This window comes from Aquipuribacter aurantiacus (genome assembly GCF_051216895.1).
Taxonomy (GTDB): Bacteria; Actinomycetota; Actinomycetes; order Actinomycetales; family JBBAYJ01; genus Aquipuribacter.
In genome coordinates, this window is sequence record NZ_JBPKAO010000013.1 from 46899 (window position 1) to 71218 (window position 24320).

Below are 24320 nucleotides of genomic sequence, written 5' to 3' on the forward strand. Positions count from 1 at the left end.
GTCCCGACGGCACGGCACGTCGTGGCGGGCCCCGGCGCCTACGCCTCGGCCGGCCGGGCGCGCAGCAGGGACGAGGCGGTGAGGGCGACCCCGCGGTCGGGGTCCTCGAGGAGGCCGGTCAGCGTCCGGCGGGCCGCCGGGCCGGGGACCTCGGCCAGGGCGGCCACCAGGCGTCGGCGTCCCTCGTCGCCCGTGCCCGCGAGCCGGGTGGTGATCGCGCGGGCGATGTCGTCGGCGCAGCCGTGCCGGGCGGCCAGCGCGCCGAGCACACCGGCGGCGTCGACGTCGTCGCGCCCCCCGGCCACCAGGGCGACGAGGGCGGGGACGGCGTCGAGGTCCCCGCGGGCGCCCCGGGCCAGGGCGGCGCGTCCGGCGACCAGCGGGTCGGGGTGGGCGACGGCGTCGGCCAGGACCGCCGCGGCCTCGGGCGAACCGATCTTGCCGAGGGCGGCCACCGCCCGGTGCCGGCGTCCGGCGACCGGGGAGTGCAGCGCCTCGGCGAGCACCGGGACCCCGCTGTCCCCGGTGCGGGCCAGGGCCCAGCCCAGTGCGCCGGCGACGACGGGGTCGGTCTCGTCCAGCGTCGCGGCCGCGAGCGTCGTGGCGTCGCCCGGGTCCCTCAGCGACAGGGCGAACCGCTGCCGCGCCGACGGGCTGGCGGCATCGAGCCCGCGCACCAGCCCGACGAGGCGCAGCACGTCGGACCAGGCGGCGGGCCGGCTCGCCCGCACCTGCGCGAGCCGGCGCAGCAGCTCCTGCTCCTGCGCGAGCCGCTCCTGCGTGCGGGCGAGCAGACCGTCGACCACGGTCGCCGGGTCGAACGAGAGGTCGTCCAGCACCGCCGCGACCTCCGGCAGGCCGAGCCCGAGCGAGCGGAGGGCCTCCACGTGGAACAGGCGTCGGAGGTCCTCCTCCTCGTACTCCCGGTACCCGCCCGCCGAGCGACCGGACGGGGGCACGAGCCCCATGGAGTCGTAGTGGCGCAGCATGCGGGCGCTGATCCCGGACCGCCGCGCCACCTCGCCGATCAGCACGCCCTCACCCCGTCCCGTCGGGTGCCACCGGAGCCCCGAGGAGGGCCACGACGCGGCGTGCTTCCGCGAGGGCGGCATCGAACCCCGCGTCCGGGTCCTGCACCAGCCGCTCGGTGGCGAGCGCGTGGGTGCGGACGGCCTCGTTGGTCGAGGTCGTGGCGCGGGCGACGACGGCCGCGGCCGGTGCCCCCAGGTCCAGCAGCGCGCGGCTCAGGCTCAGCTGGACCTCGCGGTCCCCGCGGCCGAGCTGGGTCGACAGGGTCTCGGCCAGGGCGGACGTGTCGTCCAGGGGCACCAGGGCCACCGCCGTGCGCCACGCGGTCCGGCCCACCTCGTCGTCGGGGTCCCGCAGGAGGTCGCCGGTGACCGCCGGCCACGCCCGCGGGTCACGGGTCTTGGACAGCGTGTGCAGGGCCTGGCTGCGGGCCTGGGCCCGGCGCGACCCCAGCTCGCCCAGCAGCCGGTCCACGGTCGACGACCGCTCCTGCCGGGTCAGCGCCCAGCTCAGCATGTCGCGGACGAAGAAGTCCGGCTCGACCGCGCAGCGCCGCAGGAGCACCTCGACGAAGGAGAGGTCGGGGCTCGTCCCGGCGGCGAGCGCGGCCTGCAGCCGCACCGAGGACTCCGGGTCCTCCAGCGCGGTCCGCAGCCGCGACGCGACCGTGCTGTGCTCGTGGGTCATGGGGACCACCTCCGTCCCCGATCCTCGACCTTGTCACCGTGTCAAGGTCAAGGCCAGGGTCAGTGGTCCTCGCAGCAGCGCTCCGGGTTCTCCTTCTCGAAGGGCACCATGACGCCGCCCACCGCGGGCTGGACCAGCAGCCGGACCCGTCCTGCGCTCAGCACGGGGCGGACGAAGTCGCGGGTGTCGACCAGGGTGGTGCCGTCGTGCCGGCTGCCGCCGACGACGACCACCTCGTCCACGACCGAGCGGGCGACGACGTCGGAGACGGGCAGCACCCCGCGCAGCTCGTCGACGCCGGGGTAGCGGACCAGCCGGCCCGAGGAACGGGTCGCGGCCGCGGTCACCGCGGCCCACGCCCCGGCGAGCGCGCCCGGGTCGTGGCCCCGCGCGAGCCCGTCCGGCAGCCGCGGCGCGGTCGCGACCACGGCGCCGTCCGGCCCGGCCACGTCGTGCAGCACGTCGAGCAGACCGTCGAGGCGCCCCGGGCGTGCGGCGTCGGGCGCGGCGTCCGGCACCCGGCACGACACCGCGGTGTGCGCCCGGCCGGAGCGGACCTCGTGGGTGGCCAGCTCCAGCCGCTCCCCGACGTCACCGCCGAGCAGCGCCCCGACCACCTCGCGCACCCGGTGCGCGAGGTGGTCGGCGTCCTCGCCGTCGTGGGACCAGCCGTCCACCCCGATGATCACGACCGGCTCCAGCAGCGAGACAGGCATCAGTCGTCGATCAGAGCGGCGTGACGAAGATCGGGTTCGTGTAGAACCACAGGTCCTCCCACGGGTCGGCGTCGCCGACCACGTCCAGCGCCGGGCCCTCGGGGTCGATGGCGGCGCCCAGGTAGCCGGGCTGGGAGCGGTTGCCGTCGGTGCCGCGGGCGCGGACGTAGAACGGCTCCGTGACGTTGCCGAGCGGCTGCACCAGCTCGATGGTGCCGCTGGTGCCGGAGGTGTCCCAGGAGCGGACCACCCGGGTGTCCGGCGCGAGGAACGTGTCCTTGTCGGCCGGGCCGGCGACGTCGACCGAGCCCCGGATCAGGTCGACCCGGTTGAGCACGGGCAGGAACGAGGCCCAGTTGGGCAGGTCCTGCAGCGTGATGGTGATGGACAGCTCCAGCGCCGTGCCGCGCGGCACGGCGACGGTCGAGCCCAGCGGGGAGTCGCTGCGCGGGTTGCGGGGGCGACGCACGACCATGCTGATGCCCTTGACGAGCCGGCCGTGGTCGACCCACACCCGGCCGTCGCGCAGGCCCTGCATGACCTCGAGGTAGCCGGGACGGTTCACGCCGACGACCGTGCGGCTGTACTGGCCGGGCCAGAAGTCGCCCGCCGTCTCGCCGGGGGACCCGGAGTAGACGGGGTCCCGGTACCGCCCCTCGGCGTTGAAGCTGCTGCCGGGCCCGCGCGAGGCGGTGGCCAGGTAGTTGAAGTGGCTGTCGGAGTTGGCGCTGATCCACCAGGGCTTGCCCTCGGCCAGCATCGAGTCCCACAGCCCGCCCACGGTCGAGGTCATCCAGTCGAAGCCGCCCCAGGTGCGGAACGACTCCGGCGGGTAGGGCACGAACCGGTTGGGGTTGGTGCCCGCGTTCGTGTAGAAACCGCGACCGGACCGCGCGCCGTTCGGCAGGCCCGCCGCCTGGTGCCCGGGGGCGCCCTCGAACCCGACGGCGACGCGGGGGTCCGCGTCGCGCCAGGCCCGCAGCTCGTGCGGGCTGTCGATGCCCTGCCGGGCCGGGTGGTTGGCCAGGAACAGCGCGGAGTCGATCCGCTTGTCGTCGACCTGCTTGCCGAGCCACTGCACGCCGGCCACGGCGAGCGCCTCGTTGGCCGGGTTGTTCGCGCCCGCGCCCCTGACCGAGCCGTCATAGTCCTGCTCGAACTGCTTGAGGACGGCCACCTCGTTGTCGCCCGGGGCGACGAACACGGTGCCGTGCTCGGCCGCCGGGATGTTCCACTCCAGGCCCTGGAAGATCATCGTGCCGGGCAGCGCCTCGCGGGCGGCGCGGATGTCGGGGTTGACCAGGTCGACGCCGATCCGGGCGTGCGTGGCGCCGCCGTGGTCGGTGATGACGAGCCAGTCCAGGCCGTACGCCTTGGCGTACTGGGCCTGGTCGGCGACGGTGTAGATCGCGTCGGCGCTGTACTGGGTGTGGATGTGGTGGTCACCGGCGACCCACTGGTTGACGACGCTGCGACCGCGGGGCTGGGTCGGGCCGGTCGTGGCGGCGGCGGCGGGCGCGGCGCTGCCCAGGCCGACGGCGGCAGCCGAGCCGACCACGCCGGCGGCGCGCAGCAGGTTGCGCCGCGACAGCTGGGTCGGGCTCAGCTCGGTGTCCGGGACGGAGGTGTCGATGGCGACGGCGGTGGTGTCGTCCACCGCGGTCTGCTCGTGGGTGTGGCCGTGCGGGTGCTCGTGGCTGTGGCCGTGGTCGTGGCTCATGCGGGACCTTCCGGTCGGTGCTCGGAGGAGGACGGGGCGAGGCAACATGCGCCTGTCGACATCTGTGCGTCCGGGTGACGGCCGGCCGGTTAACGGGGCACGAACAATGAGAGACCTCTCACCATGACTGCCACCCGGGCGACGGGCTGGGACCATGTCGGGGTGATCGCCCTGGTCCTCAACGTCCTCTGGCTCGTGTTCGCCGGGCTCGCGACGGCGCTCAGCTACGTGCTGGCCGGCGTGATCGCGTGCGTCCTGATCGTCACGATCCCGTTCGGCATCGCCTGCTTCCGCCTGGCGGGGTACGCGCTGTGGCCGTTCGGGCGCACCGTCGTCGGCCGACCCGACGCCGGGGTGATGAGCGCGCTCGGCAACGTCCTGTGGTTCGTGCTGATCGGCTGGTGGCTGGCGCTGTCGCAGGTCGTCTACGCGGTCGGGCTGATGCTCACCATCATCGGCATCCCGTTCGGGATCGCCGTCCTCAAGCTGGCGATCCTGTCGTTCAACCCGCTCGGCAAGGAGGTCGTCAGCAGCGCCGAGGCCAGCGGGCGGTACGTGCCCCGGATCAGCTGAGCGGCAGCCGCCAGGCCCCGTCCACCCTGGCCATCGCCTCCACCCGCACCACGGCGTCGACCGGCAGCGGCCCGTACACGTGCGGGAACTGCTCGCCGGTGCCCTCGAGGTCCTCGTGGACCACGTGGACGTCGAGCCGCTCGGGGTCCAGGTGCAGCACGAGCAGCGTGGCGTCCGGGTCCTGCAGCAGGTCGCCGTAGAACCGGGCCGCGACGGCCTCGACCTGGTGCGGGTGGGCGCAGTGCACGAAACCCACCTCGCCCAGAGACAGCCCCCGGGTCGAGCGGTCGTAGGACCCGGTCGGGACCGCCTCCTGCCACTCCTCCGGCAGGGCGAGGTGCAGCAGCGCGGGCGTCGGTCCTGGTGCCGCTGAGGGGGTCGTGCCCGGCGTCGTCGTCGACATCTCTCCACCCTGGCACGGACCCGCGGGAAGCGACGGGCCCGGCATCGGGTTGACTCCAGCTGTGTCGACCCCCGCCGCCAGCCGCACGACCAGCAGCACGACCAGCAGCACGACCTCCGGCAGCACGACCGCCGGCACCACGGCCGCCGGCGTCCGCAGCCGCGCCCGGGTCCGCGCGCCCGAGCTGGCCGGCCGGGGCTGGCTCAACACCGGCGGGACGCCGCTGTCGCTGGCCGGGCTGCGCGGTCGGGTCGTGGTCCTCGACTTCTGGACCTTCTGCTGCGTCAACTGCCTGCACGTCCTGGACGAGCTGCGCCCGATCGAGGCAGAGCTCGCCGACACCGTGGTCGTGGTGGGCGTGCACTCGCCCAAGTTCGAGCACGAGGCCGACCCGGACGCGCTCGCCGCGGCCGTCGAGCGGTACGAGGTCCACCACCCCGTCCTGGACGACCCGGAGCTGCTGACCTGGCAGGCCTACGCGGCCCGCGCCTGGCCGACGCTGGCCGTCGTCGACCCCGAGGGCTACGTCGTCGCGCAGCTGTCGGGCGAGGGCCACGGGCCGGGCCTGCGGAGCCTGCTCGACGAGCTGGTCGCCGAGCACGAGGCCAAGGGCACCCTGCGTCGCGGCGACGCGCCCTACGTCTCGGTCGTGCCGGAGGGCACCACGCTGCGCTTCCCCGGCAAGGTGCTGCCGCTGCACCGTGACGGGCGCACGACGCTGCTGGTCAGCGACTCGTCCCGGCACCGGCTGGTGGAGCTGGACGCGGACGGTGTCACCGTGCTGCGCACGGTCGGCAGCGGCGGGCGTGGCCTGCTCGACGGCCCGCCGGGGGACTCCCGCCTGGCGGAGCCGCAGGGCCTCGCGCTGCTCCCGGCCGACGTCGCGGCCCGGGTCGGCTACGACGTCGTGGTGGCCGACACGGCCAACCACGTCCTGCGGGGGCTGCGACTGGCCGACGGGCACCTGGTCACCGTGGCCGGCACCGGCGAGCAGCTGCGTGAGCGGGCCGGCGGCGGGCCGGCGCTGGGCCAGCCGTTGAGCACGCCGTGGGACGTGGCGTGGTTCGACGGCCAGGTCGTCGTCGCGATGGCGGGCCTGCACCAGCTGTGGGCGTTCGACCCGTCCCCGCGGCCGGCCGACGGCGTGGTGCGGCTGCTGGCGGGGACGTCGGCCGAGGGGATCCGCGACGGCAGGGCGGAGCAGGCCTGGTTCGCGCAGACGTCGGGCCTGGCCACGTCCGCCGACGGCCGACGGCTGTGGCTCGCGGACTCCGAGACCAGCGCGCTGCGCTGGCTGGAGCGGGCCGACGGGGCCGAGAGCGCCGGCGCCCCGACCGCGGCCCCGGACCGCGGGACACCGCTGGTCACCGACACCCGCCTGGCCAACGCGGCGGCGGCGGCGCTGCCCGGGTACGTGGTGGGCACGGCCGTCGGCAGCGGGTTGTTCGACTTCGGTCACGTGGACGGTCCGGCGTCCGGGGCGCGGCTGCAGCACCCGCTCGGGGTCGGCGTCCTGCCGGACGGGTCGGTGGCGGTCGCCGACACCTACAACGGTGCCGTCCGCCGCTACGACCCCGACGCCCACGAGGTCACGACCATCGCGCGCGACCTGGCCGAGCCCTCGGACGTGCGCGCCGACCCGGACGACCCGTCGCTGCTGCTGGTGGTGGCGTCCGCGGCGCACGAGGTCGTCCGCGTCCGGTTGCCGCGCGAGGCCTCCCGGGTCGACACCGGCGAGCAGCGCACCCAGCGCCCGCCGACCCTGCTCGCCCCCGGTGAGGTCGAGCTGACAGTCGCCTTCACCCCGCCGAAGGGGCAGAAGCTCGACGACCGCTGGGGCGACCCCACCCGGCTCACGGTCCAGGCCACCCCACCCACGCTCCTGGTCTCGGGGGAGGGGACGGCCACCGGTCTGACCCGCACCCTGCGCCTGGCCGGGGAGCCGGGGTCGGTGGGGGTGCTGCACGTCAGCGTGCAGGCCGCCTCCTGCGACGGGGACCCCGAGACCGGTGAGGTCCCCGAGCACGCCGCCTGCCACCTGTTCCAGCAGGACTGGGGGATCCCCGTCGTGCTGGAGCAGGACGGGGCCGACCGGTGCGACCTGGACCTGCGCGGGGTGGTCTGACCGCGCTCAGGTTTGGTGGGGCGACCTCACGGGTACCCGGCGTCCATGACTATCGGCAGCGGTATCGGGCTCATCATCCTGGGCGCCATCCTCGCCTTCGGCATCGAGGCCGACGCGATCAGTGGCATCAACCTGCAGTTCATCGGCTACATCCTGATGGCGGGTGGCGCCGTCGGGCTGATCATCGGCATCGGCCTGATGTCCCGTCGCGCGGGTCCCCGTCGTACGAGCCGGACCGAGGTCGTCGAGCAGAACCAGACGCCCAACGGGACCGAGACCGTGCGGCGCAGCGACAACGTCATCGACTGACCGGCCCCGACCAGGACGAGCGCTCGCGCTCGCCGCACCGCAGCACGACCGAGGCACGCCAGACCAGCACCACCGGTCGGCGTGCCTCGTGCGTGCGGAGCGGGCAGGGTGGCGCCGTGGAGCACCAGGACGTCGTCCGCGCCCGGCGCATGGTCCGCAGCTACGACCCCTCGCGCCCGGTCGCCGACGAGGTCCTGGCGCGGCTGCTCGAGCAGGCGACCCGGGCGCCGTCCGCCGGCCACACCCAGGGCCGCGACCTCGTGGTGCTGCGAGGTACCGCCCGCGAGCGGTTCTGGGACGTGACCACGGCTGGCACGACGACCGGGCCGGACCGCTGGCAACGGGGGATGCGCACCGCGCCGGTCCTGGTCCTGTGCCTGTCCGACCCCGGCCGGTACGTGCAGCGCTACGCGGAGTCCGACAAGGCCGGTGACCGCGCGGCCGACGGGGCCGCTGCTCGCGGGTCGGGACCGGACGCCTGGCCGATCCCGTTCTGGGACGTCGACACCGGCATGGCGGCCCTGCTCCTGCTGCTCGGTGCCGTCGACGCCGGCCTCGGGGCCTGCTTCTTCGGGGTGCCGGACCACCGCCACGACGACGTCCGGCACGCCTTCGGCCTGCCGCGCGACCGCCGCCTCGTCGGCGTCGTCAGCCTGGGCCACCCCGCCCCGGACCGGCGCTCGCCGAGCCTGCGCCGCGGTCGTCGGCCGCTGGCCGAGACCGTCCACGAGGGCCGCTACGGCGTCCCGTTCTCCCCCGGGCCGCAGGCACCGTCCCAGGTGCCGGCGCCCACCAGCGGCGCTCCGCGCGACCGGGAACACCCCGGCGCCCCCTGACGGCGACCTCGCGCGGGCCCGACGTCGCTGCCCGTGCCTTGTCGGACCTGTCCGTGGCGGGGTGGTCATCGGTATCAGTCCGGCCGTCCCACGTTCCTGGGCGCGACGGTCGAACCCCTTCCCGGCCCCGGAGGCGACGATGCCCGACGACCTGCTCATCCCGAAGGACGCCCCGGAGTCGGTCCGCGCCCGGGCCCTGGAGCCGCGGGTGCCCGTGTTCGACCCGACCGTGGGGATCGAGGTGGACCGGGTCCGCGACCGCGACGTACCGCCCCACCGGCTCGTGGCGATCGGGGACTCCCTGACGCACGGCTTCCAGAGCGGGGCCGTCCACAACACCGACCTGTCGTGGCCGTCGATCGTCGCCCACGAGCTCGGCTGGACCGGCCTGCGGGTGCCGCGCTACGAGGGGATGGGCGGGCTGCCGCTGAACATGGAGCTGCTGCTGCGCGAGCTGGAGCACCGCTACGGGTCGCGGCTGTCGCCGTGGGAGTTCCCGCTGGCCCTGTTCCGCGCCCGACAGCTGATGGACCAGGTCGAGGACTACTGGGAGCGTGGCCCGGGCGCCACCCCGCCGGACCTCACCGGGTCCATGCACGCCCTGGCCGTCTACGGGTGGGACCTGCGCGACGCCCTGTCGCGGACGGCCAAGTCCTGCCAGGCGGACATCCAGGCCCCGTCGGACGGCTGGCTCAAGCAGATCGTCGAGAACCACGCCGACCGGGCGGCGCTGCGGGTGTACCCCACCGGCAAGGCCCAGGCGGGCTCGACCCTGTTCGACGTCGCCGAGGCGCTGGGCGAGGAGCACGACACGTCGACCGAGGCCGGGATCGAGACCCTGGTGGTGTTCCTGGGCGCGAACAACGCGCTGGGGGCGGTGACCACCCTCGACGTCCGCTGGTCCGGTCCGGACTACGCGCACCCCAAGAAGAAGCGCGCCTACAACGTCTGGCGGCCCGAGCACTTCGAGGCCGAGCTGGCCGAGGTCGTCGAACGGGTCAAGCGGATCAAGGCGCGTCACGTCATCTGGTGCACCGTCCCCCACGTGACGATCGCCCCCATCGCCCGCGGCGTCGGCGGCAAGCTGCGCGCCGGCTCCCGGTACTACCCGTACTACACCCGGCCGTGGGTCGACGCGGCCCGGTTCGACCCCGCCCACGACCCGTTCATCACCGGGGCCGAGGCCAGAGCCGTCGACGCCGCGATCGACTGCTACAACGACGAGCTCGAGCGCGTCGTGACGGAGGCGCGCGGCGGGCAGGGAGGGGACGGCGAGACCCCACGCGACTGGTACCTGCTGGACGTCTGCGGCCTGCTCGACCGGCTGGCCTCCCGGCGCTACATCAGCGATCCCAACGCGCGGCCGGAGTGGTGGACGCCGTACCCGCTGCCCTCCTCGCTGGCGACCCTGGACCCGGTCCCCGACTCCCGGTTCCTCACCAGCGACGGCGAGGGGGGACGGGCGACGGGCGGCATCTTCTCCCTGGACGGGGTCCACCCGACGACCGTGGGGTACGGCATCGTCGCCCAGGAGGTGATCGGCGTCATGCAGCGGGCCGGCGTCCGGTTCGCCGACCGGCGCGGTCGGGAGCGGACCGGTCCGGTCACGGTCGACATGGACCGCCTGGTGATGCGCGACACCCTGCTGCGCAACCCCCCGCAGAACCTCACCCCCGGTCTGGAGCTGATGGGCTGGGCCGACGAGACGCTGGACTGGGTGGCGCGGACCCTGCGCTTCGCCCTCTGAGGACCGGTCGACGCCCGGACGGCGCCGGGCGGACGGTTCGTGCCGGTTCCGGCTGGGTACTCACGAGTCATGTCCGACGACAAGAACGCCGCGAAGAACCTCGTCACCACCCTCAAGGACGGTCAGAAGGGCTTCGGCGAGGCCGCCGAGAAGCTGACCGACAGCAACCGCCCCGAGTGGGCCACCACCATGAACCGGTTCGCCCAGCAGCGCACCCAGTTCGCCCAGGAGATCGTGGCCCTGGGTCACGCCTACGGCGACGACGTCGACGAGAGCAGCTCCGTGGCCGGTGCCGCCCACCGCGGCTGGCTCGCGCTCAAGGACGCCGTGACCGGCGACGAGCCCTCGGGCGTCCTCGACGCCGCGCTGCAGGGCGAGGACCACAGCGTCGCGGCCTACGAGGACGCCCTCAAGGAGGACCTCAGCGAGGGCTTCCGCACCGTCGTGCAGCGTCAGCACGCCGAGGTCGTCGCCGCCCGCGACGAGGTCAGGGCCCTCAAGGCCGCCAGCTGAGGCTCAGAAGGCGCTCTCCGGCAGGTCCATCAGGCCGTTGTCGACCGTCTCGGCGATCCTGCGCTCGGCGGTGAGGCGGGGCAGCACCGTCCGGGCGAAGAACCGGGCCGCGGCGACCTTGCCGGTGTAGAAGTCGCGGTCCTTGGCGCTGACGCCCTCGCGGCCCAGCGCGGCCAGGGCGACCTCGGCCTGGCGCAGCAGCAGCCACCCGACGACCAGGTCGCCCGCGGCCAGCAGCAGCCGCGAGGAGTTCTGGCCGACCAGGTACACGTTGCACGGGTCGGCCTCGGGGCCGCTGCGGGGGTCGGCCGACGTCAGCGCCGCGACCATGGTCCCGACGATGCCCTGGACGTCGTCCACGGCGTGGGCCAGCAGGTCGCGCTCCGCGGTCAGCTCGCCCGCACCGTCGTCGGCCTTCACGAACTCCATGACCTGCCCGGACAGGTAGCCGAGAGCCCGTCCCTTGTCGCGGACGATCTTGCGGAAGAAGAAGTCGAGGCCCTGGATGGCGGTGGTGCCCTCGTACAGGGTGTCGATCTTGGCGTCGCGGACGTACTGCTCGACCGGGTAGTCGGACAGGAAGCCGGACCCGCCGAAGGTCTGCAGGCTCTCGGTGCCCAGCAGCACCCAGGAGCGTTCGGACCCGCAGCCCTTGACCAACGGCAGCAGCAGGTCGTTGATGCGCTCCGCCTGCTCGTCGTGCTCGCCGGCCCGCTCGGCCACGTCGACCGTGTCCTGGAACGTCGCGGTGTAGGTGATGAGCGCCCGCATCCCCTCGGCGTAGGCCTTCTGGGTCATCAGCGAGCGACGGACGTCGGGGTGGTGGGTGATGGTGACGCGGGGGGCGGCCTTGTCGGCCATCTGCACCAGGTCGGCGCCCTGCACCCGGCTCTTCGCGTACTCCAGGGCGTTCAGGTAGCCGGTGGACAGCGTGGCGATGGCCTTCGTGCCGACCATCATCCGGGCGTACTCGATGATCTTGAACATCTGGGCGATGCCGTCGTGGACGTCGCCCAGCAGCGTGCCGACGGCGGGGATGCCGTCGACCTCGCCGAAGCGCACCTCGCAGGTGGTCGAGACCTTGAGGCCCATCTTGTGCTCGACGTTGGTGACGAAGGCGCCGTTGCGCTCGCCGGTCGCCCCGGTCTCGAGGTCGACGTGCAGCTTGGGGACGACGAACAGCGACAGGCCCTTGGTGCCCGGTCCGGCGCCCTCGGGACGGGCCAGGACCAGGTGCACGACGTTGTCGGTCATGTCGTGCTCGGCGGAGGTGATGAAGCGCTTGACGCCCGTGATGTGCCAGCTGCCGTCGGGCTGCTGGACCGCCTTCGCGCGGCCGGCCCCGACGTCGGAGCCGGCGTCGGGCTCGGTGAGGACCATGGTCGCGCCCCACTGCTGCTCGACCATGTGACGGGCCAGGGTCTGCTGGTCGGGGTTGCCCAGGCGGTACATGGTGTTGGCGAAGGCGAAGCCCGAGGAGTACATGTGCACGGCCGGGTTGGAACCCAGGACGAGCTCGGCGACGGCCCAGCGCAGCGAGGGCGGGACGACGGTGCCGCCCAGCTCGGCCGGGACGTCCATCCGCCACCACTCGGCGTCGAGGTAGGCCTGGTACGAGCCCTTGAACGACTCCGGCAGCGTGACGGTGCTGGTGGCCGGGTCGAAGACCGGGGGGTGGGCGTCGGAGTCCTGCAGGGACGCCGCGAGCTCGTTCTCGGCCAGGCGACCGACCTCGGTGAGGATCTCGTGGGCCACCTCGCGGTCCACGTCCTCGTACGGCCCGGACCCGAGGACGTCGTCGCGACCGAAGACCTCGAACAGGTTGAACTCGATGTCGCGCAGGTTCGCCTTGTAGTGGCCCATGGTCGTGTCCCTGTCCTCCGTGCTCGCGGGACTGCTTCGTCCCGTACCTGGTCAGCGTGGGTTACCCGCTGGTAACCACCAGGATGCTACTCGCCGGTAACTTTGGCAAGGCCCGTCACCCGGCGGGTGGTCCCCGACCGGCCGGAGCCGACCGGGGACCACCGGTGCGAGGGGCCGGACGGCAGGCCTCAGCGGTGGGTCGACGCCTTGTCGACGGCCCCGCTCGCCGCGCTGCCCCGCTGGGCGGGCGGGACGGGCGTCTGGCCCTTGGCCTTGGTGTTCTTCGCGGCCTTCGGCTTCTTGGCCTCGCGTCCGCCGCGGTTCTTCATGTTCATCGGGACCCTCCTCGTCGTCGAGGCGTCGCCCGCGCGGCCCTGGCGGTCCAGGGTGCCGGCGGCGCAGCCAAGACGATGGCACGGGGCCGGCCGGAAGGGGTAGCCGTTTTCGGGTCGTCCCGGCGGGACCGGGCCCCCGGGGGTGTGCTCCACTCGGGCATGAGGATCGGCGTGCTCGCGTCCATCGCCCACCGCACGCCGCCGATCGCCTACGGCCCGTGGGAGCAGGTCGCGTCCACCCTGGCGGAGGGACTCGTCGCCCGCGGCCACGACGTCACCCTGTTCGCGACCGCCGACTCGGTGACCGCCGCCCGGTTGCACGCGGTCGCGCCGCACGGCTACGAGGAGGCGGAGGGCCGCCCGCAGGGGGAGGGCTACGACGTCAAGGTGCTGGAGTCGCTGCACATCGCCGCAGCCTTCGAACGGGCCGCTGGGTTCGACGTGATCAGCAACCAGTTCGACTTCCTGCCCCTGACCTGGAGCCGTCTGGTGGGCACGCCGGTCGTGACCACGGTCCACGGCTTCGGCTCCGAGGCGATCCTGCCGGCGTACCGCGCCTACGACGACATCGCGACGTACGTGTCGATCAGCGACGCCGACCGGCACCCGGACCTGTCCTACGCCGCGACGATCCACCACGGCATCGACGTCGGTCGGTTCACGTTCGTCGCCGACCCGGGTGGCTACCTGCTGTTCCTGGGGCGGATCCACCCGGACAAGGGGACTGCCGCGGCCGTCGAGGTGGCCCGCCGGGCCGGGCTGCCGCTGGTGATCGCCGGCATCGTGCAGGACCGGGCCTACTTCGACGAGCGGGTCGCCCCGCACCTGGACGGCGACCGGGTGCGGTTCGTCGGGCCGGTCGCCCCGCCGGAGCGGGACCGGCTGCTGGGGGGCGCGCGGGCGCTGCTGCACCTGATCGGGTTCGACGAGCCGTTCGGGCTGTCGGTGGTCGAGGCGCTGGCGACGGGGACACCCGTCGTGGCCTGCGACCGCGGGTCGATGCCCGAGCTGCTGCGTGACGGCGTGACGGGGTTCCTCGTGGACCCGGCCGACCCGCTGGAGGAGGCCGTGGCCGCGGTCGGGGCGGCCGGGTCGCTGGACCGGGCGCTCTGCCGGGCCGAGGCGGAGCAGCGGTTCTCGGCGGCGCGGATGGTGGAGGAGTACGAGGCGTTGTTCGCCCGGGTGGTCAGCGACCGGTGAGCAGGTCCAGCAGCTGGGGCAGGTCGACGACGGCGAACCGGACCGCCGCGTCGCTGCAGCCGTAGGGCAGCAGCAGCAGGTCGCCGTGGCGCAGGGCCCCGCAGGAGTAGACGACGTTGGGGACGTACCCCTCCCGCTCGTCCTCGGCCGGGCGCAGCAGCGGCTCGGCCAGCTCGCCGACGACCTGGCTCGGGTCCTGCAGGTCCAGCAGCAGCGCGCCCAGGACGTACTCCCGCATCGGGCCGACGCCGTGGGTGAGCACCAGCCAGCCGGCCTCGGTCTCGATCGGCGAGCCGCAGTTGCCGGTCTGCACCAGGTCCCAGGGCGTGGTGGGTCCGCGCAGCGGGGTCGGCGGTCCCCACCAGGAGCCGTCGGTGGACGACGTCACACCCGTGGTCTCCCGGTCGGACCGGGTCAGCGCCAGGTGCTGCCCGCCCACGGGTCGGGGGAACAGCGCCATGCCCTTGTCGACGGCGGCCGGGCCGGTCAGGACCGACACCCGGAACCGGCGCAGGTCGGTGCTCTCGATGAGCTGCGGGGCCACCTTCCGCCCGTCGAAGGCGGTGTAGGTGGCCTTGTAGGTGACCGTCCCGTCGTCGTCGACGAAGCGGACCAGCCGGGCGTCCTCCATGCCCTGGGTCTCGGTCGGACCGTGGGGTCGCAGCACCCGTTCGGCCAGCGTGGTCTCCGCCGGGAACGTCACCTCGTAGCCCCGGCGGGCCAGGTGGCGCGCGAGGTCGAGCGTGGCGTAGTCGCGGGGCCGGTCCAGGGTGGACGTCTCGAGCTGGGCCAGGACCCGGTCGAGCTCCGTGTGGTCGAACTGCTCGGGCAGCCGTGCGGTCAGGAACGCCGCGGCCTCGCCGTCGGCCCCGGCGTGCAGCAGGCCGGCGGCGAACCGCGACCGGTCGAGCCGGGTGTGGGTGGGGACGCCGACCTCGGCGTGGGGCCCGGGGTCGTCCACCTGGACGGACCCGGTCGCGTCCACGGTCCCGGTGCGCCACTCGATGCACGACACGTGGCCCTCGCCGACCGCGCGCAGGCTCATCACGAAGCGCAGCACACCGGGGGCGAGACCGTCCTGGTCGGGGTGGGCGGCCAGCGACGGGTTGAACAGGGCCGCGGCCTCGATGGACTGCTCCTGCGTGAAGTACGCCCCCAGCAGGGTGCGGCGGGCGGCGCTGAGCCGGTCCGCGCCCGGCACCCGGTGCGCGACCTGCGCGAAGCTCCCGGCCAGGACGCCCTCCAGGTCGCGGTGCCGGTGCGACCAGCGGGCGCGCACGTCGGCGACGAGGGCCTCGACCGTCTCCTCCGGCAGGTCGAGGACCCGTCCGGAGACGGTGCCCGCCCGTGACTGCTTCGTCGTGGTGACCTCGTTGCCGGGGACGAAGACCCGGGCCACCACGCGCGAGGGGTCCGCGTGGAGCACGACGTCCGTCCGGGCGACCAGGGGCCTCATGCGGTCACGGCGGCGTCGGCGTGGACCCGGGCCCGTCGTGGCCCCGGCCCGGCGGCCGCCGCCGTCCGGACGCCGTGCTGCAGGACCGACAGCAGGGCCAGCGTCGACTCCGCCCCCCGGTTGTCGTTGCGGCCGTGTCGTTCCAGGCCGTCGTAGCCGCCGCCGTGCCCGTCGTGCATCGGGGTGCGGGAGTCGTTGTCGCCACGGAACCAGGCGACGGCCATCCGGACGCCCGCGGACCAGCGGGGGTCGTCGTCCAGCGCGGCGGCCAGCGCGCAGGCGTCGGCCAGCGCGGCCACCTCGATGGGCTGCTGGTCGAAGCGGGGCCCCGCCTCGCCGGGTCCGAGGCCGTGGACGGCCACCACCGACAGGTGCCGGTCGACGGTCTGCACCTGCAGCAGCCACCCGAGCAGCTCCAGGCCCTGCTCCACCAGCCCGGGCCGCTCCAGCAGCGACCCCGCGGCGAGCAGCACCTCGGGCACCACCGCGTTGGCGTAGCGCAGCCGGGGTTCCGGCCAGGCCCAGGCGTTGCGGTGCAGCGTCCGCTCGCAGCGGCTGGTGCCGACGAGGGTGGCCGCGTCGGCGAGCAGCCCCCGGGCCCCGGGGTGGTCCGGGTGGGCGGCCAGCACCCCCGCGGCACCCAGCCCCGCGAACGCCGCCGCCCGGGCGTCCGGGGAGCGGTGGCCGGCGGCGCGGTCGAAACCGGCCAGGGCCCGCGAGCGGTCGTCGGGGGCGACCCGGGCCCGTTCCGGGGCCCCGACCACCGCGCCGAGGCCCCACAGGGCCCGCCCCCAGCAGTCCTCCACGGTCGGTTCGTCCCGCCAGCCGAGGTCTGGGCCCCGACGGTTGTGGGACCGGCCGTCGGTGGCCTGCGCCGCCAGCACGAAGTCCAGGTAGCCCTGACGCAGCCCGGCGACGGCCGGGGACGGGTCCGGCTCGCGGCAGGTGACGACCAGCCCGCGGGCGACGTCGTCGACGCAGTACCCGTGCTCGGGACGCGGCCGGTCGCCGTCGGCGTGCTCGTGCAGGCCGCCGGCGTCGGTCAGGTGGGCCAGGTGCGTGAAGTCGGGCCGCAGGGTCGTCATGAGCTCACCGTCAGGGTCGTGGGGCGGGGGCCGGTGGCGTGGACGGCGCAGGCGATGTCGCGGTAGCGCTGCGCCACGGCGGGCCAGACGAGCTCGGGGGCCCGCTGCTCGGCCCGCTCGGCCAGCGTGCGGGCCAGGTCCGGGTCGGACAGCACCCGTCGCAGCGCGAAGGCGATGGCCGCGGGGTCCTCGCGGGGGACGAGCAGCCCCGTCCCGTCGCCCAGCAGCTCCACCGCGTGGGGGAAGCCGGTGGAGACCACGGGGCGGCCCGCGGCCACGGCCTCGATGAGGACCCCGGAGGTGACCTGCTCCAGCGAGTCGTAGGGCAGCAGGACCACGTCGGCGGCCGCGACCCGGCGGGCCAGGTCGGGTCCGTCGAGGTAGCTGGCGTCGAAGTCGACGAGGTCGCTCACCCCGCGCTCGGCGGCGCGTCGCACCAGGCCGTCGCGGTAGCCGTCGCCGACGGTCGCCAGCACCTTGGGGTGGGTGCGACCCAGCACGACGTAGCGGGGGTCGAGGTCGCGCAGCTCGGCCAGGGCGTCGATGGCCCACTCGATGCCCTTGCCGGGACCGAGCAGGCCCCAGGTCAGGACGGTGGGACGGCGCGGCGAGGGGCGGGCCGCGCGCACGGCGGGGCCCACGGCCCGGTGGTCGGTGGCACCGTGGGGGACCACGGACACCGTGGCCGGGTCGGCGCCGTAGTGCGAGACGAGCCGCTCGCGGGCGGTCCGGGTCATGGTCACCACGTGCGCCGCGGACTCCAGCAGGCGCAGCAGGATGTCGCGCTGGGCGTCGGTCGGGGTGAGCAGGACGGTGTGGGTGACGACGACGAGGGGGACGGTGAGGGCGTCCACCAGGTCGAGGACGTCACGCCCGTCCGCGCCGCCGTAGATGCCGTACTCGTGCTGCACCACGGCCACGTCGTAGGACGACAGGAGCCGGGCGGCGGCCTCGAGGCTGCGGGCGGAGCCGTTCACCAGGTGCCCGACGACGCGACGGTCGTCCGCAGCGACCCGGGGCGGCTCGTCGGGGTCCAGGACGCGGACCACGCCCACCGCGCCCGGGGCGCCGCCCAGGTGCTCGGCCAGCGCCGCGGTGAACGTCGCCAGCCCGCACTGCGTGGGGGGATAGGTGCTGAGGAGCCCGACGGTGGTGCCGGACCCGGTCAGCGCCGTGCTGCGCCTCCGGAGCTGCTGATCGCGGTGATGGCGGGGTTGGGCGTCTGGCCCTTGGACTTCTTGTTCTTGTCCGCCTTGGGCTTCTTGGTCTCGCGACCGCCCTTGTTCTTGCCTGCCATGAGGATCTCCTCGTGCTGGAGGCGTCGCCGGCACGTGCCCGGGGACTCCCGGCAGCCATGGGCGCTCCGGGCACCATCCCACGGATCCCGGTCGTTGCCTACGCGAGCGCGGCGTCGCCCGGTGTCCCTTCCCACCGCGCGCCCCGGGAGGCAGGCTGGGGCGGGTGACGACCACGAGCGGCGAGGGCACGACCACGGCCGGACCCGCAGGCGCGGTGGACGTCGCCCTGCTCGAGGTCGGGCTCGACCCGGAGTCGGCGCTGGCGCCGTCGGCCACCCTCCTCGACCCCGAACCGGTGGACCTGCTGGTCGTGGGGGCGGGCCCGGTCGGGCTGTACGCCGCCTACTACGCCGGGTTCCGCGGGCTGCGGGTGGCGCTGGTGGACTCCCTGCCCGAGCCCGGCGGCCAGGTGACCGCGATGTACCCCGAGAAGCTGATCTTCGACGTCGCCGGGTTCCCCGCCGTCAAGGGTCGGGACCTCGTCCAGGGCCTGGTCGAGCAGGCGTCCCGCTACGCCCCCACCTACCTGCTGGGCTCGCAGGCCCGCGCCCTGGTGGACGAGCCCGACGGCGACGGCCTGCTGGTGTCGATGGCCGACGGTCGCACCGTCCGGGCGCGGGTGCTGCTGGTGACGGCGGGGATGGGGGAGTTCACCCCCAAGCCGCTGCCGGCCGGCAGCGGGTGGCTGGGCCGGGGGCTGGTCCACTTCGTGCCGCGCCCGACGGAGCTGGCGGGACACCACGTGGTCGTCGTCGGGGGCGGCGACTCGGCGTTCGACTGGGCGCTCATGCTGGCCCCCGTCGCGGCGAGCGTCACGCTGGTCCACCGCCGCGACGCGTTCCGCGCCCACTCCGGGACGATCGACGCCGTCCGGGCGCTGGGGGTGCCGGTGATGGGTGGCTTCGAGGTCGCCCAGCTGGTGCCCGACGTGGAGGGCGTGCTGGCCGGCGTCGTCGTGCAGGGGCGGCAGCCGGCGACCCTGGGGCAGGAGCACGAGCTGCCCGCCGACACCGTGGTCGCGGCGCTGGGGTTCCACGCCGACCTGGGGCCGCTGATCTCCTGGGGTCTGGACCTGGACCACCGCGCGGTGGTCGTCGACTCCCGGATGGCGACGTCACGTCGTCGCGTGTACGCCGCCGGGGACGTCTGCACCTACCCCGGCAAGGTCAAGCTCATCGCCACCGGGTTCGGCGAGGCCGCGACCGCCGTCAACAACCTGGCCGTCGACCTGGACCCGTCGACGCACGTGTTCCCCGGTCACTCCAGCGCCGAGTGAGCCGGGCCCGGGCAGCGTGGTGGCCGCCCGGCTGCGTGAGTCCGATCTGGTTGACGTGTGTACGACCTGGGGCGCCGGGTACAGGTCCCGTGCACCACGACGCACCCGATCAGAGGAGAACCATGCGCGCGCTCGTCTACAACGGTCCTTTCGACGTCACCGTGAACGACGTCCCGGACGCCACCATCGAGGCACCCACCGACGCGGTGGTCCGGATCACGACCACCAACATCTGCGGGTCCGACCTGCACATGTATGAAGGGCGCACGGGTGTGGAGCCCGGCACCGTGTTCGGCCACGAGAACATGGGCGTCGTCGAGGAGGTCGGCGCCGGGGTGGTCGGCCTGGAGGTCGGCGACCGCGTGTCGCTGCCGTTCAACATCGGCTGCGGTCACTGCGCCAGCTGCAACAAGGGCCTGACGGCGTTCTGCCTGACGATCAACCCCGCCATGGCCGGCGGTGCCTACGGCTACGCGTCGATGGGCCCGTACCGCGGTGGCCAGGCCGAGCTGCTCCGCGTGCCGTTCGCCGACTTCAACGCGCTCGTCCTGCCGCAGGGCACCGAGCACGAGAACGACTTCACCATGCTCAGCGACGTCTTCCCGACCGGCTGGCACGGCGTGGAGCTGTCGGGGCAGCGTCCCGGTGAGTCCGTCGTCGTCATCGGCGCCGGTCCCGTCGGCCTGATGGCCGCGCACAGCGCCATGATCCGCGGCGCCTCGCAGGTGTTCGTGGTCGACAAGCAGGCCGACCGGCTGAAGCTGGCCGAGCAGTACGGCTGCACGCCCGTCGACTACAGCAAGCACGACGTCGTCGAGCAGCTGATGGAGCTCACCGGCGGGCAGGGCGTCGACCGCGGGGTCGAGGCCGTCGGCTACCAGGCCCACGACGCCTCCGGCGAGGAGGACGCGGCGATGACGCTCAACCAGCTCTTCGCCTCGGTGAAGGCCACCGGCGGGATCGGCGTCGTCGGGGTGTTCCTGCCCGAGGACCCCGGCGCCCCGACCGAGGACCTCAAGCAGGGCAGGATCACGCTGGACTACGGCTTGTTCTTCTCCAAGGGCCAGACCATGGGCACCGGTCAGGCCAACGTCAAGGCGTACAACCGCGAGCTGCGCGACCTCATCGTCGCCGGCCGTGCCACGCCGGGCGCGATCGTGTCGCACGAGCTGTCGCTGGAGGAGGCCCCCGAGGGCTACGACCAGTTCGACAAGCGCGTCGACGGCTGGACCAAGGTGCTGCTCAAGCCCGCAGCCTGAACCGACCGGGTCTGCGACGGCGGACCCACCCCGTCACGGGGTGGGCCCGCCGTCGTCGTCGTGCTCGACAACCGGGGTCTGCCCGGCCTGTCGGCCCTGCGCGCCGGTTCGCCCGCGACGGTCGTCACGGGCGAGGCCGCCTGCTCGGTGCTGCTCTCCCACGCCCGCTGACGGACCCCGCTGCCCGTGGAGCGCCCCGCCACGGAGCCGTTATGCTGCTCGTCTGCGGTCGCTCGAGCGACCCAGCGCGGATGTAGTTCAATGGTAGAACTTCAGCTTCCCAAGCTGATAGTGCGGGTTCGATTCCCGTCATCCGCTCCCAGGTCAGAGCAGGGTTCGCCCCGCGGCACGAGTCCGAGACCCGCCCGCGTGCCCGCTACGTGCCCGATCGCGGTTCCCGAGGCCACCCACCGCCGCTCACTGCGCCACTCTGTGGCGTGTTCCCACCGCCCCTGTTGGTGTTCGACTGCGACGACGAGGTCTACGCCTTCCGTGCTCTCGCCACGGCGGAGGGGTTCCTCGAGTCGATCGACGTCCTCGACGGTGAGTACCGCGGTGCGTTCACCACCGATGGGCACGTAGTGACCATCACGGGTGAGCCTGACGGACCCGTGACGCTGACCCTCACGTCCGAGGTCGACCGCGGCACTCTGACCGAGCTGCTCGAGGCTGCGGCGAACCGACGTGGTCGGCCGTGGCCCTCGGACGATCCATCCGCTGTCGCCGCTCAGCTGCTGCACGAGGTGTGGGAACAGCGGTGGCCTCGGCGCCCGCGCTGGCTGTCCCGGCGCCTCCACGGGGAAGAGCCGACCGTGCCCGACAGCCCCTGAACTCTTCGTCTCCATCACTGTCGCCCCACGATCAGTTCGTCGAGGGCTGCCGCGACTGCCACGTCCCGGTCTGACGAGGTGTGCAGGTAGATGCGCGCCGCTCGCGTCGAGCTGTGCCCCATCCGCGCCATCAGATCCGACAACGTCGCGCCCGAGTGGGCCGTCAACGTATTGCCCGTGTGGCGCAGGTCGTGGAAGTGCACCGGTGGGACGCCGGCCGTCCCGATGGCCGCCACCCAGTGCTTCTGGAAGTTGCTCCGCCGTAACGGGGCACCCTTCGCGCCAGTGAACACCAACGCCGAGGACTCCTGGCCGGTGAACTCCTCGAGGTGGGAAGCCACCACCGGCAGCAGGCTCGGCGGGATCGCCACGACACGGCGGCCGGCGGCCGACTTCGGTGGACCGGTCACCAACCGACCGTCCGCGAGCTCCACGAGCGTCACCCGCACGTCCACCACGCCGCGGTCCAGGTCGATGGCCTCGCGGGTCAGGGCCGCCAGCTCCCCCCACCTCAGCGAGCAGAACGTACCCAGCACGACCAGCAACCGGAACCGCTCAGGCAGTGCATCGGTGAGCGCTGACACCTGCGACAACGTGAGCAACGGACGTTCAGCGATCCGCTCGGTCGACGCGCCCCGGATCTGGCACGGGTTCGACCGCAGGACCCGGTCCTCGACCGCCGTTCCCAGCATGGTCTTCAGGAGCCGGTACGCCTTCGCCACCGTCACCTCACCCAGGCCGGCCTGCAGCAGGTCCGCACGCCACGTCCGCACCCGCGCCGGAGTGATGTCCGTCAGCAGCAGCCCGCCGAGCCCGGGGGAGATGTGCAACCGGAACAGTCCCTCGTACAGGCGACGCGTCCGAGGTCGCAGCCCAGCTCGCTCGCTCACCCACCGCGCGCCGTACTCGCTGAGCGGCTCGCGGCCGGCGTCCGGGCCGAGCCAGTCACCCACCCGCAGGTCGTCCTCGATCCGCGCCAGCCAACGATCCGCATCAGCGCGCCGCTCAAAGGTGTGCGGCGCCGCCCGGTCGATGCCGTCAGGCCCGTGGTACCTCGCCTGCCAACGGCCGGACGGCAGCTGCCGGACGCGACCGAACCGACGTCGCGGCCGAGGCATCAGGCCACCTGCCCACGGCGTCGCGGGGTGGGCTCGACCGTCCCGGCCGCGATGTAGTCCCTGACGACCGACTCCGGGATCCGCACGTGCTTGCCGACCCGAACGAACCGGATGCGACGCTCGTGCACCAACCGGTACACGAACCCACGCGCCACACCCAGCCACTCGGCGACCTCCGTGACCGTCAACATGACGTCCCCGGCTGGCCGGGCCCGCTCCTTAGCGGTGCTCGTTGCCCCCATGACCCTCTCCTCTCCTAAGCAGCGTGACCGCTCGACGGGTTGCCTCGCGGGTTATCCACAGCCCCGCCGGGCGGCCCGGTCGCTCCGGGTCCGGTGGTCGCCATCTTTTGCTTCGCGGACTCGTACTGCGCCCGCCACCGGTTCCGCTCCTGCACGGCGGCGAGGATCGCGCCGGCGTAGTCCGCCTCGGGCATCGGGACGTCCTCCCAGGTGAACCGGGGGCTGCCGTCGTCGAGGGTGTGATCGACGCCCATCCGGTCCACATCGGGAGCCTCGATGCCGGCGGCGAGGAGGGTCTCCCGGACGACGGTCGCGCGGTCGGCGCGGTGCTCAGCCAGGGTCTTGCCGGACCACTGCTTGGAGACCTGGACGCGGCGGCCGCCGTAGCCGAGGTTGTCCCGCTCATGGGCCCGCTTCTCACACCGGCCCGGCTCCAGGCCGGGCAGGCAGTCCTTCGGCTCGATCCCGTAACGGAGCCAGTTGCTGCACTCCGGGGAGCAGGGCAGCCAGCGGACCTGCTCGTGCAACCGGTCGACGTGCGCCTCATACGCGGCCCTCCGGGCAGCAGCTCGTGCGCGTTGGCGGGCGGAGCGGGCGTCCCACTCGTCGGGGTGGCCGACATGGTCGGAGGCCGGGTCGTCCAGCTCCTCGGGCGTGAACGTGTCCGCGAGGCTCTTGGTCAGGTACTTGGTCAGGTAGCGGATCGTGCGGTCGGCGTCGTCGCTGGTGCCGAGGATGCCCTTGACGTCGGTCTGCTGCCCGAACCTCATGGTGTGCGCGGCCGGCTGGGCGGGGTTGGCGTCGAGCTGGGCGTCGAGGTCGTCCAACGCCTCCTCCCACGTCGGCAGCGGCATGCCCGTATGGGGGTCCCGGTACGCGCCGTCACACCACTCGGGGACACCGGTGGTCTGCTCGTCGTAGACGACGTGGTCGAAGGCGGGCCACCAGACCTGCACGTAGGTCGCCTTCGTCACGTCCCGAAGCACGTGCCGGGGGATGGCGCCCCGGATCGCGACGTGCACGTGCGGTGCCAGGCGCTTCTGGGGTTCGATGGCGGCGAAGTACTGGGCCTTGTAGCCGGCGCATCGGCGGAGGTTCTGCACCCACCGCGCGAACAGTCGGGGCAGGTGGATTGCGTCGAGGGCGGCCCGCCGGTAGTTGTAGCCGTCCGGGTCGATGGGGGTGCCGGTGCCGGGGGTGATGCGCCCGTAGGAGGGCAGGGTCAACGTCACGAACATCGACGGTCGGTAGACCTGGCCGTGGTTGCCGGTGAAGGTGCGGCCGATGGTGCGGTTCTCCTGCGGCACACGTGGCAGGTCTGACACGTCGTCACGGCGCCGGGTCGACCGCACCCGACGATCACCTTCAGACTCGGCCATCTCGGCGTCAACCCCTTCCCCATCGACCGGCGCTGGATCTACCGGTGGGTCCGCGAGATCGGGTTCCGGTTCGTCCTCGCGGTGCCAGCCCTCACGGCACTGCTGCTGTCGCACCTTCCGGGCTCTGGTCGCGCACGGTGGGCACACCCGTTCGCGGGTGGACTTGCAAGGAATCGGGACCTTGGTCGTGTCCCCGGTCTCGTGGTTCACGACCAGGCGCAGGAGTGGGCGGACGCAGACGCCGGCGTGCTCGGCCCAGGTGCGGATCATCTGACCGTCCACGCGCAGGGTCGGGTCGTCGACGACGCGCTGCTCTCCGGT

Annotated in this window: 24 protein-coding genes and 1 tRNA gene; 11 read left to right on the forward strand and 14 right to left on the reverse strand. The window is 73.7% G+C overall.

The window, feature by feature from the left end:
- Positions 1–38 precede the first annotated feature (38 nt).
- From ACR80Q_RS15630 to ACR80Q_RS15645, 4 genes are read right to left on the reverse strand one after another with little or no spacing between them, the layout of a single operon-like run.
- Positions 39–1034 carry a HEAT repeat domain-containing protein gene (locus tag ACR80Q_RS15630; protein WP_435378569.1) on the reverse strand — a complete coding sequence of 332 codons (996 nt, stop codon included), beginning with the start codon at positions 1032–1034 and terminating at the stop codon, positions 39–41.
- A 4-nt stretch (positions 1035–1038) separates the two neighbouring features.
- Entirely contained in the window at positions 1039–1716 is a 678-nt protein-coding gene (locus tag ACR80Q_RS15635; protein ID WP_435378570.1) for a HEAT repeat domain-containing protein, read from the reverse strand.
- Positions 1717–1775: 59 nt separating this feature from the next.
- Complete coding sequence (locus tag ACR80Q_RS15640; protein ID WP_435378571.1) at positions 1776–2432, reverse strand: hypothetical protein; 657 nt, start codon at positions 2430–2432, stop codon at positions 1776–1778.
- A gap of 10 nt (positions 2433–2442) precedes the next feature.
- Positions 2443–4152: a PHP domain-containing protein gene (locus ACR80Q_RS15645; RefSeq protein ID WP_435378572.1), complete on the reverse strand. Its 1710-nt coding sequence runs from the start codon at positions 4150–4152 to the stop codon at positions 2443–2445.
- A 123-nt stretch (positions 4153–4275) separates the two neighbouring features.
- Here ACR80Q_RS15645 and ACR80Q_RS15650 point away from each other — a divergent pair, with 123 nt between their 5' ends.
- Positions 4276–4725 (forward strand): YccF domain-containing protein, encoded by a 450-nt coding sequence (locus tag ACR80Q_RS15650; RefSeq protein ID WP_435378573.1) that lies wholly within the window; start codon positions 4276–4278, stop codon positions 4723–4725.
- On the opposite strand, the gene ACR80Q_RS15655 is transcribed toward ACR80Q_RS15650, so the two are convergent.
- Entirely contained in the window at positions 4718–5128 is a 411-nt protein-coding gene (locus ACR80Q_RS15655) for a DUF952 domain-containing protein (RefSeq protein WP_435378574.1), read from the reverse strand. The genes ACR80Q_RS15650 and ACR80Q_RS15655 overlap by 8 nt on opposite strands.
- A 184-nt stretch (positions 5129–5312) precedes the next feature.
- Here ACR80Q_RS15655 and ACR80Q_RS15660 point away from each other — a divergent pair, with 184 nt between their 5' ends.
- The 5 genes from ACR80Q_RS15660 (at position 5313) to ACR80Q_RS15680 (ending at position 10658) form a co-directional block, all read left to right on the forward strand.
- Entirely contained in the window at positions 5313–7253 is a 1941-nt protein-coding gene (locus ACR80Q_RS15660; protein ID WP_435378657.1) for an NHL domain-containing thioredoxin family protein, read from the forward strand.
- A gap of 45 nt (positions 7254–7298) precedes the next feature.
- Entirely contained in the window at positions 7299–7562 is a 264-nt protein-coding gene (locus ACR80Q_RS15665) for a DUF6458 family protein (RefSeq protein WP_435378575.1), read from the forward strand.
- Between the two features lie 116 nt (positions 7563–7678).
- A complete protein-coding gene (locus tag ACR80Q_RS15670) occupies positions 7679–8398 on the forward strand; it encodes a nitroreductase family protein (protein ID WP_435378576.1) in 720 nt (239 codons plus the stop codon).
- 139 nt (positions 8399–8537) lie between these two features.
- Positions 8538–10145 (forward strand): SGNH/GDSL hydrolase family protein, encoded by a 1608-nt coding sequence (locus ACR80Q_RS15675; protein ID WP_435378577.1) that lies wholly within the window; start codon positions 8538–8540, stop codon positions 10143–10145.
- Between the two features lie 69 nt (positions 10146–10214).
- A complete protein-coding gene (locus ACR80Q_RS15680; RefSeq protein WP_435378578.1) occupies positions 10215–10658 on the forward strand; it encodes a ferritin-like domain-containing protein in 444 nt (147 codons plus the stop codon).
- Between the two features lie 3 nt (positions 10659–10661).
- Here the strand turns inward: ACR80Q_RS15680 and ACR80Q_RS15685 are convergent, their stop codons facing one another.
- Positions 10662–12521, reverse strand: a complete 1860-nt coding sequence (locus ACR80Q_RS15685) for an acyl-CoA dehydrogenase (protein WP_435378579.1) — start codon at positions 12519–12521, stop codon at positions 10662–10664.
- Between the two features lie 188 nt (positions 12522–12709).
- Positions 12710–12856, reverse strand: a complete 147-nt coding sequence (locus ACR80Q_RS15690) for a hypothetical protein (protein ID WP_435378580.1) — start codon at positions 12854–12856, stop codon at positions 12710–12712.
- Between the two features lie 171 nt (positions 12857–13027).
- On the opposite strand from ACR80Q_RS15690, the gene ACR80Q_RS15695 reads away from it, so the two are divergent.
- Positions 13028–14056 (forward strand): glycosyltransferase family 4 protein, encoded by a 1029-nt coding sequence (locus tag ACR80Q_RS15695; protein ID WP_435378581.1) that lies wholly within the window; start codon positions 13028–13030, stop codon positions 14054–14056.
- Here ACR80Q_RS15695 and ACR80Q_RS15700 read toward each other — a convergent pair.
- From ACR80Q_RS15700 to ACR80Q_RS15715, 4 genes are read right to left on the reverse strand one after another with little or no spacing between them, the layout of a single operon-like run.
- A complete protein-coding gene (locus ACR80Q_RS15700; protein WP_435378582.1) occupies positions 14043–15512 on the reverse strand; it encodes a glycoside hydrolase family 130 protein in 1470 nt (489 codons plus the stop codon). The genes ACR80Q_RS15695 and ACR80Q_RS15700 overlap by 14 nt on opposite strands.
- Positions 15509–16597: a glycosyltransferase gene (locus ACR80Q_RS15705; protein ID WP_435378583.1), complete on the reverse strand. Its 1089-nt coding sequence runs from the start codon at positions 16595–16597 to the stop codon at positions 15509–15511. The genes ACR80Q_RS15700 and ACR80Q_RS15705 overlap by 4 nt, the downstream gene beginning before the upstream one ends.
- The gene (locus tag ACR80Q_RS15710; protein ID WP_435378658.1) at positions 16594–17766 is read right to left on the reverse strand and encodes a glycosyltransferase; all 1173 of its coding nucleotides are present in this window, start codon (positions 17764–17766) and stop codon (positions 16594–16596) included. Before ACR80Q_RS15710 ends, ACR80Q_RS15705 begins: the two co-directional genes overlap by 4 nt.
- Entirely contained in the window at positions 17763–17894 is a 132-nt protein-coding gene (locus ACR80Q_RS15715; protein WP_435378662.1) for a hypothetical protein, read from the reverse strand. Before ACR80Q_RS15715 ends, ACR80Q_RS15710 begins: the two co-directional genes overlap by 4 nt.
- A 164-nt stretch (positions 17895–18058) precedes the next feature.
- On the opposite strand from ACR80Q_RS15715, the gene ACR80Q_RS15720 reads away from it, so the two are divergent.
- From ACR80Q_RS15720 to ACR80Q_RS15735, 4 genes are all read left to right on the forward strand, one after another.
- On the forward strand, positions 18059–19171 hold the full coding sequence (locus ACR80Q_RS15720) for an NAD(P)/FAD-dependent oxidoreductase (RefSeq protein ID WP_435378584.1): 1113 nt from the start codon (positions 18059–18061) through the stop codon (positions 19169–19171).
- A gap of 122 nt (positions 19172–19293) precedes the next feature.
- Positions 19294–20430, forward strand: coding sequence for a glutathione-independent formaldehyde dehydrogenase (locus ACR80Q_RS15725; RefSeq protein ID WP_435378585.1), 1137 nt, complete (start codon positions 19294–19296; stop codon positions 20428–20430).
- Between the two features lie 247 nt (positions 20431–20677).
- Positions 20678–20748, forward strand: a tRNA-Gly gene (locus tag ACR80Q_RS15730).
- Positions 20749–20867: 119 nt separating this feature from the next.
- Complete coding sequence (locus ACR80Q_RS15735) at positions 20868–21260, forward strand: hypothetical protein (protein ID WP_435378586.1); 393 nt, start codon at positions 20868–20870, stop codon at positions 21258–21260.
- 14 nt (positions 21261–21274) lie between these two features.
- Here ACR80Q_RS15735 and ACR80Q_RS15740 read toward each other — a convergent pair whose 3' ends face one another.
- The 3 genes from ACR80Q_RS15740 to ACR80Q_RS15750 all read right to left on the reverse strand — a co-directional run bounded on the left by ACR80Q_RS15740 (position 21275) and on the right by ACR80Q_RS15750 (position 24269).
- Positions 21275–22378 carry a tyrosine-type recombinase/integrase gene (locus ACR80Q_RS15740; protein ID WP_435378587.1) on the reverse strand — a complete coding sequence of 368 codons (1104 nt, stop codon included), beginning with the start codon at positions 22376–22378 and terminating at the stop codon, positions 21275–21277.
- Complete coding sequence (locus tag ACR80Q_RS15745; protein WP_435378588.1) at positions 22378–22569, reverse strand: helix-turn-helix domain-containing protein; 192 nt, start codon at positions 22567–22569, stop codon at positions 22378–22380. The genes ACR80Q_RS15740 and ACR80Q_RS15745 overlap by 1 nt, the downstream gene beginning before the upstream one ends.
- A gap of 65 nt (positions 22570–22634) precedes the next feature.
- Positions 22635–24269 carry a replication initiator gene (locus tag ACR80Q_RS15750; RefSeq protein WP_435378659.1) on the reverse strand — a complete coding sequence of 545 codons (1635 nt, stop codon included), beginning with the start codon at positions 24267–24269 and terminating at the stop codon, positions 22635–22637.
- Between the last annotated feature and the right edge of the window lie 51 nt (positions 24270–24320).

What these genes read in the sequence shown, in the direction of transcription:
- ACR80Q_RS15725 (WP_435378585.1), top strand. Translation starts at nt 19,294, where the DNA reads ATGCGCGCGCTCGTCTACAACGGTCCTTTCGACGTCACCGTGAACGAC.
- ACR80Q_RS15750 (WP_435378659.1), bottom strand. Translation starts at nt 24,269, where the DNA reads ATGATCCGCACCTGGGCCGAGCACGCCGGCGTCTGCGTCCGCCCACTC.
- ACR80Q_RS15650 (WP_435378573.1), top strand. Translation starts at nt 4,276, where the DNA reads ATGACTGCCACCCGGGCGACGGGCTGGGACCATGTCGGGGTGATCGCC.
- ACR80Q_RS15705 (WP_435378583.1), bottom strand. Translation starts at nt 16,597, where the DNA reads ATGACGACCCTGCGGCCCGACTTCACGCACCTGGCCCACCTGACCGAC.
- ACR80Q_RS15645 (WP_435378572.1), bottom strand. Translation starts at nt 4,152, where the DNA reads ATGAGCCACGACCACGGCCACAGCCACGAGCACCCGCACGGCCACACC.
- ACR80Q_RS15635 (WP_435378570.1), bottom strand. Translation starts at nt 1,716, where the DNA reads ATGACCCACGAGCACAGCACGGTCGCGTCGCGGCTGCGGACCGCGCTG.
- ACR80Q_RS15685 (WP_435378579.1), bottom strand. Translation starts at nt 12,521, where the DNA reads ATGGGCCACTACAAGGCGAACCTGCGCGACATCGAGTTCAACCTGTTC.
- ACR80Q_RS15715 (WP_435378662.1), bottom strand. Translation starts at nt 17,894, where the DNA reads ATGGCAGGCAAGAACAAGGGCGGTCGCGAGACCAAGAAGCCCAAGGCG.
- ACR80Q_RS15665 (WP_435378575.1), top strand. Translation starts at nt 7,299, where the DNA reads ATGACTATCGGCAGCGGTATCGGGCTCATCATCCTGGGCGCCATCCTC.
- ACR80Q_RS15680 (WP_435378578.1), top strand. Translation starts at nt 10,215, where the DNA reads ATGTCCGACGACAAGAACGCCGCGAAGAACCTCGTCACCACCCTCAAG.
- ACR80Q_RS15745 (WP_435378588.1), bottom strand. Translation starts at nt 22,569, where the DNA reads ATGTTGACGGTCACGGAGGTCGCCGAGTGGCTGGGTGTGGCGCGTGGG.
- ACR80Q_RS15700 (WP_435378582.1), bottom strand. Translation starts at nt 15,512, where the DNA reads ATGAGGCCCCTGGTCGCCCGGACGGACGTCGTGCTCCACGCGGACCCC.
- ACR80Q_RS15675 (WP_435378577.1), top strand. Translation starts at nt 8,538, where the DNA reads ATGCCCGACGACCTGCTCATCCCGAAGGACGCCCCGGAGTCGGTCCGC.
- ACR80Q_RS15640 (WP_435378571.1), bottom strand. Translation starts at nt 2,432, where the DNA reads ATGCCTGTCTCGCTGCTGGAGCCGGTCGTGATCATCGGGGTGGACGGC.
- ACR80Q_RS15655 (WP_435378574.1), bottom strand. Translation starts at nt 5,128, where the DNA reads ATGTCGACGACGACGCCGGGCACGACCCCCTCAGCGGCACCAGGACCG.
- ACR80Q_RS15690 (WP_435378580.1), bottom strand. Translation starts at nt 12,856, where the DNA reads ATGAACATGAAGAACCGCGGCGGACGCGAGGCCAAGAAGCCGAAGGCC.
- ACR80Q_RS15740 (WP_435378587.1), bottom strand. Translation starts at nt 22,378, where the DNA reads ATGCCTCGGCCGCGACGTCGGTTCGGTCGCGTCCGGCAGCTGCCGTCC.